Origin of the sequence: Jatrophihabitans sp. (genome assembly GCF_036389215.1) — a bacterium.
In the GTDB taxonomy this organism is placed as follows: Bacteria; Actinomycetota; Actinomycetes; order Mycobacteriales; family Jatrophihabitantaceae; genus Jatrophihabitans_A.
This window is the reverse complement of the sequence record NZ_DASVQG010000125.1, coordinates 1-5,922: the sequence shown is the minus strand read 5'-3', so window position 1 is coordinate 5,922 and position 5,922 is coordinate 1. Positions and strand designations below refer to the sequence as shown.

Here is a 5,922-nt window from a genome sequence, read left to right as displayed (position 1 = left end):
CCGGGTCGCCGTCGAAGTGGCTGTCGCCGGTTGCCAGCGCGGCCAGCGGCGGGACGAACCGCATGACGGTGCCGGCCAGCCCGCAATCCACCGGGCCGCCCCGCAACTCACCGGGGGAGACCAGCCAGTCCGGGCCGTCGTCGCGCACCCCGACGCCGAGGCTGCGCAGCGCCGCCGCCATCAGCACCGTGTCGCGGGCCCGCAGCGGCGCACTGATCCGGGTCGGGGTCGCCGAGAGTGCCGCCAGCACCAGCGCCCGGTTGGTCAGCGACTTCGATCCGGGCAGCTCGACGGTGGCCATCACCGGGCCGTCGGCCGTCGGCGCCGTCCAGGACGGGTGGGGCTCGGCTGTCACGCCTTCAGTATGGAAGCTCATGAGCCGGCACGGCCGCCAGGGCGCGGCGGCGCGGCCGCCCGGCGCCACCGCACGGAATCCTCAGTCCTGGCCCGCCTCGCTGCGGCTGCCTGCCCGGGTGCGGCGCGGGTCCGGCGCACCCTCCTGCGGGAAGCGGCGCAGGAACTCGGCCTCCAGGTCGAGCATCCGCCGGGTGTGGTGCTCCAGAGCGTCCTCGCTGCCGCCCAGCACGGTGTCGTGCCGGGTCTCGTGCAGGTGCTTGAGCTCGCGTCGAAGATCCTCGTCGGCGAGTGCTGCCGGATCGATACCGTGCGGGTGCTCGGCCATCAAAGCTCCTCAGCCTCAGGTGCGATCTGGCAGCCGCTGCTTGGCGCCAGTCCTGCCGCGCGGCCTGGGCACCGCGCGCCTCGCTGAGATTATGCCCTGCGGACGGCGCCGGACGTGCGGGCGTCCATCGCGAGCGCCGGTCACCAGCAACCGCATGATCCAGAAACGTCCGCGAGATTCCACAGCTCTGCCTACAGTCTGGCGTGATGCCGACTAAACCCCAGGAGGCCTTCCGTGGCGTATCAACAGTGTGGGCAAATCGACCAGCCGCGAGGTCATCGTCGACGCCGTTGAGGCGTCGACGATCCCCGCGACGGCCGACGGCTTCGCCGACTGGGTATCGCCGCACCTGGCCGCACTCGCGGCCCTGGCCGAGCGGCAGGTCGGCGCCGCCGCAGGCGCCGACGTGGTGCAGGAAGCGCTGCTGCGGGCCTGGCGTCGTCGGGAGACCTTTCGGTCTGACCGGGGCACCCCCCGCTCGTGGCTGGTCGCGATCCTGCTGGACCAAGCCCGCCGGCATCGCACGCGCTGGCGATGGACGAATTCGACCTCGCAGCAGCCGGCGAGCGGCCTTGCCGGACCGAGCGGCGACCGGGTCGATCTCGAGCGTGCGATTGGGAGATTGTCCAGGCGCCAGCGCCAGGTCGTCACGCTGCACTACCTGGCAGATCTCGCCGTCGTCGAGGTGGCGGCGGTCCTCGGCATCAGTGAATCTTCGGTCAAAACTCATCTCAGCGCTGCTCGGGCAGGGCTCAAGATGCTTCTGGAGGCGTCGTGACAGACAACGCGAACCATGCGGACGCCGAGATCGACGCCCGGTTGTCGGAGTGGGGACGTGCTTCGCGCGCAGCGGCGCAGCCGGTTGCCGTTCCGGCATCGTTGATGGCTGCCGCTGCCCCCGCTCGCCGGAGCACGGTCGTGCTGCGAATCGGCGCAGGCGTGGCGATGGCCGCCATCGTGGTGGCCACCGTGATCGGCCTGCCGAGGTACCTGCACCTGGACCGGACGGCCGCGCCTTCGATCGGGGGGGTCACCAGCACCGCGACAGCCCGGCCCGGGTTCCAGACGGTCACCTTCCATGGCCTCAGCATCACCGTCCCCAGCTCATGGACCGTCCCCAACTCATGGCTGACACATGGTGGCGAAGATTGCAGCCTCAGCCGGGAATACGTCGGTCTACCTGGCGCTCGCCTACAGTGCGGGTCCACCGATACGCCGAGCATCGCGTTCGTCGAGTTCATCGAGGGAGACGACCCGCTGGGACTGACGGGGCCCATCAAGATCACCAAGACCAGGATCAGCGGTATCGCCGCCACTCGCACCGACGGGCTCTGGGCGGCTCGGGCGGCATTCGGGTACACCGTCCCGACACTGCGGGCATCCGTTCTGATCGTCCCGGCCCAGGGACAGACCGGAGCCGACCTCGCCGGCTCCCTTCAGGTCAACGCGTTCGACAGCCACGGCTGCCCGGCGGCGGTCGCAGACGTGGCAGAGCTGCCTCGGAACAAGCCGCCGGCGCGAGAGGGCGCCGCCGATACCTTGATTCCCGGACGGCCAACCGTGTTGCGGGTGTGCCGCTATGTCCTCGGCCGCATCGAGCAAGGCACTGCCCTGACCGGCCCGCAAGCGACCGGCTTGGTCACCGTGCTGGCCCACCTGCCGCCCGGCCTCAACCGAGCGGACCCGGACACGTTCTCGCCCGAGCTATGCCACACCTCCGCCGGGGACGTGAACACGATCGCCGGGAACGACGTCGCCAGCGATGGCGAGGCCTACCGGATCCAAGCGGACTACCCGGTTGGAAAGCCGGTGGTCGTCGTGGTCCGACTCGGGTTGTGTGGCGACCTGGGCGCATCCAACGGAAGCCGGACCGGGCAACGCACCGATGCACTCGTGAAGGCCGTGACGGATCTCGTCCGCAATACGGGCGGAATCAGCCCTCTTCTGCCGGTGCGGTGACGGCTGCTCCGGCGACTCACAGCGGCAGGCGCTCCTGCTCCGGTACGGCGACCGGCTCGATCAGCTCCGGCCCGTCGTTGCGGACGTTGCCCACCGCCGGTGCCACCACGTAGGGCTCCAGCCGGGCCTCCGGGATCTGGTCCAGGATCTGGCGCGCGGTCGCCGGGTCGTCGCTGGAGCAGTCCAGCCAGGCCGCCCGCAGCTCGGGCGGCACCAGCACCGGGTTGCGGTCGTGGATCTCACCCAGCAGGTCGGTGGCCTGCTGGGTGATGACCGTGCACGTCCACAGCCACCGGTTTGGGTCATCCTCCGCCAGCGCCGGATCGCGCCACAGCTCGTAGAGCCCTGCCATCGCCAGCAGCCGGCCGTCCGGGTCGTGCAGGAAGTACGGGACCTTGCCGTTATCGGTCTTCTGCCACTCGTAGTAGCCCTCGGCCGGCAGCAGGCACCGGCGACGGGCCGCGGCCTTCTTGAACGCCGGCTTCTCGGTCACCGTCTCGATCCGGGCGTTGATCATCCGGGCGCCGCCCTTGGCATCGGAGGACCAGCTGGGCACCAGTCCCCAGCGCAGCGTCCGCAGCTGGCGCACCGCCTTCTCCGGCTCGCCCTGCTGGGTGGACTCCTTCGGCGGCCGTTGCAGGATCACCCGCACCGGATCGGTGGGAGCGACGTTCCACGACGGCGCCGGCTGCTCACCCACCACCTCCTCGATTTCGAACTCGGAGAGGAGATCGGCTGTCGAGGCAGAACTCACGTAGCGACCGCACATGACCTCGATTGTGCCGCACCGCCGCTGCGGGCAGCGCTCGATGCGGCAGGATGGCGATCCAGGAACCCGGGCGGGGGAAGAAGGAGGAGCAGGTGAGGCGATGCCACGGTTGACGATCGCGACCCCCGTCGGCCCGGCGGTGGTCGAACTGGACACCGCGACGGGCGCGCGACGACTGCTGGTGATCGGGCACGGAGCCGGCGGCTCGGTCGAGGCACCGGACATCCTGGCCGTGCGCAAGGCCTGCCTGGCCGGCGGGATCAGTGTCGCCCGGGTGACCCAGCCGTACCGGGTGGCGGGCCAGAAGTCGATCCCGCCGATCGGCACGCTGGATCAGGCCTGGCGCGCGGTGATCGCCTCGCTGGGCAGGCGCAAGGCCACCGCCGGACTCGACTTCGTCTACGGCGGCCGGTCCTCCGGAGCCCGGGTCGCCTGCCGGACGGCCGCGGACGAGGCCACCACACCGCGGGCGGTGGCGGTGGTGGCGCTGGCATTCCCGGTGCACCCGCCCGGCCGCCCGGAGAAGTCCCGGCTGCCGGAGCTGGCCGGCGTGCCGGTTCCGGTGCTGGTCGTGCAGGGCGTCAGCGACCCGTTCGGAATGCCCGATCCCGCCCCGGGCCGGCGGGTCGAGCAGATGCCCGGCGACCATGGGCTCAGGCGCGACACCGCCGGGATCGGCAAGCTGGTCGCGGGCTGGATCGCCGACCTGGAGTAGGTGTCGGGCGTGACAACCCGATCGCGGCAGTGCCAGAGTCGGGACATGAGCGACGACACCGCCGGCATCACCGAATTCCTTGCCGCCCGCGACCTGCTGCTGGACACCCGCGGCGACTACGCCCGCGCCTACCGGCAGTTCGACTGGCCGCGGCCGGAACGGTTCAACTGGGCGCTGGAGTATTTCGACGGGGTGCTGGCAGCAGAGCGCGGCGGCCAGGACGCGCTGCGGCTGATCGAGGACGACGGCAGCCGGGCGAGCTACACCTTCGGGCAGCTGTCGGACCGGTCGTCGCGGTTGGCCGGCTGGCTGGCCGCCAACGGCGTCAGCCGCGGCATGCGGGTGTTGCTGGTGCTCGGCAACCAGGTGGAGCTGTGGGAATCCATGCTGGCCTGCATGAAGCTGGGCGCGGTGATCATCCCGGCCACCACGCTGCTGTCGCCGGCGGACATCGCCGACCGGCTGGAGCGTGGCGCTGTCGGGGCCGTTATCAGCCGGTCGGACCTGACCGCGGGTTTCGGCGCTGCCGATCGACAGGCTGCCGGCGACTACATCCCGGTCGCGGTGGGCGAGCCGGTGGCCGGCTGGCTGCACTACGCCGAGGCCGCCGGCTTCGAGGAGCCCTACCAGCCGGAGGTGCCGACCGCGGGCTCGGATCCGCTGCTGCTCTACTTCACCTCGGGTACCACCGCCAAGCCCAAGCTGGTGGAGCACACCCACCTCAGCTATCCGGTCGGGCACCTGTCGACGATGTACTGGATCGGGCTGCGTCCCGGTGACGTGCACCTGAACGTCTCCTCGCCGGGTTGGGCCAAGCACGCCTGGTCATGCTTCTTCGCGCCGTGGAACGCCGGCGCCACCGTGGTGCTGTTCAACTACGCCCGCTTCGACGCGGCCCGGATGCTGGACGTCCTGCGCGACGCCGGCGTGACCACCTTCTGCGCGCCGCCGACCGTGTGGCGGATGCTGGTGCAGCAGGACCTGACGAAGTGGCAGTTGCCGCTGCGCGAGGTGGTCGGGGCCGGCGAGCCGTTGAACCCGGAGGTGATCGAGCGGGTGCGGCGTGCCTGGTCGCTGACGATCAGGGACGGCTTCGGCCAGACCGAGACCACCGCCCAGATCGGCAACCCGCCCGGTGAACCGGTCAAGCCAGGATCGATGGGGCGGCCGCTGCCCGGCTACCGGGTGGTGCTGGCCGACCCGGTGACGGGTCAAGCTGAGGGAGCATCGCAGCGAGGAACGAGCGAGGAGCGGACCGAAGTGGCGGCTCAAGCTGAGGGAGCATCGGAGGGCGAGATCTGCCTCGATCTCACCGAGCGGCCGGTGGGCCTGATGGTGGGTTACCGCGACGACGCCGAGCGCAACGACGCGGCGATGGCACACGGGCTCTACCACACCGGCGATGTCGCCACCATCGACGACGACGGCTACATCACCTACGTCGGGCGGACCGACGACGTGTTCAAGTCCAGCGACTACCGGATCAGCCCGTTCGAGCTGGAGTCGGTGCTGATCGAGCACGAGGCCGTGGCCGAGGCCGCCATCGTGCCCGCTCCCGACGCACTCCGGCTCTCGGTGCCCAAGGCCTACGTGGTTCTGGCCGGCGGCTTCACACCGGACGCCGAGACGGCACGCTCCATCCTCGGGTACGCCCGCGAGCACCTGGCCCCGTACAAGCGGATCCGCCGGTTGGAGTTCGCGGAGCTGCCGAAGACCATCAGCGGCAAGATCCGTCGGGTCGAGCTGCGGAACAGCGAGAGCGAGCGGACCGAGCGCTCCCCCGGCGAGTTCCGCGAC

General features: G+C 70.8%; 6 protein-coding genes and 1 pseudogene. 4 read left to right on the top strand and 3 right to left on the bottom strand.

Features of this window, described 5'->3' with window-relative positions:
- A pseudogene (locus VF542_RS05650) lies at window positions 1-376 on the bottom strand (3-phosphoshikimate 1-carboxyvinyltransferase); the annotation flags it as partial.
- 60 nt (window positions 377-436) lie between these two features.
- Window positions 437-682 (bottom strand): DUF6158 family protein, encoded by a 246-nt coding sequence (locus tag VF542_RS05645; protein ID WP_408650727.1) that lies wholly within the window; start codon window positions 680-682, stop codon window positions 437-439.
- A 250-nt stretch (window positions 683-932) separates the two neighbouring features.
- On the opposite strand from VF542_RS05645, the gene VF542_RS05640 reads away from it, so the two are divergent.
- Complete coding sequence (locus tag VF542_RS05640; RefSeq protein WP_408650726.1) at window positions 933-1,460, top strand: RNA polymerase sigma factor; 528 nt, start codon at window positions 933-935, stop codon at window positions 1,458-1,460.
- 167 nt (window positions 1,461-1,627) lie between these two features.
- A complete protein-coding gene (locus VF542_RS05635) occupies window positions 1,628-2,641 on the top strand; it encodes a hypothetical protein (protein ID WP_408650725.1) in 1,014 nt (337 codons plus the stop codon).
- Window positions 2,642-2,657: 16 nt separating this feature from the next.
- Here VF542_RS05635 and VF542_RS05630 read toward each other — a convergent pair whose 3' ends face one another.
- Window positions 2,658-3,410 (bottom strand): SOS response-associated peptidase, encoded by a 753-nt coding sequence (locus VF542_RS05630; RefSeq protein WP_408650724.1) that lies wholly within the window; start codon window positions 3,408-3,410, stop codon window positions 2,658-2,660.
- Here VF542_RS05630 and VF542_RS05625 point away from each other — a divergent pair.
- The gene (locus VF542_RS05625; RefSeq protein WP_408650723.1) at window positions 3,409-4,125 is read left to right on the top strand and encodes an alpha/beta family hydrolase; all 717 of its coding nucleotides are present in this window, start codon (window positions 3,409-3,411) and stop codon (window positions 4,123-4,125) included. The two genes, VF542_RS05630 and VF542_RS05625, sit on opposite strands and share 2 nt — an antisense overlap.
- 45 nt (window positions 4,126-4,170) lie before the next feature.
- A partial coding sequence (locus VF542_RS05620) for an AMP-binding protein (RefSeq protein WP_408650722.1) occupies window positions 4,171-5,922 on the top strand: 1,752 nt, incomplete at its 3' end.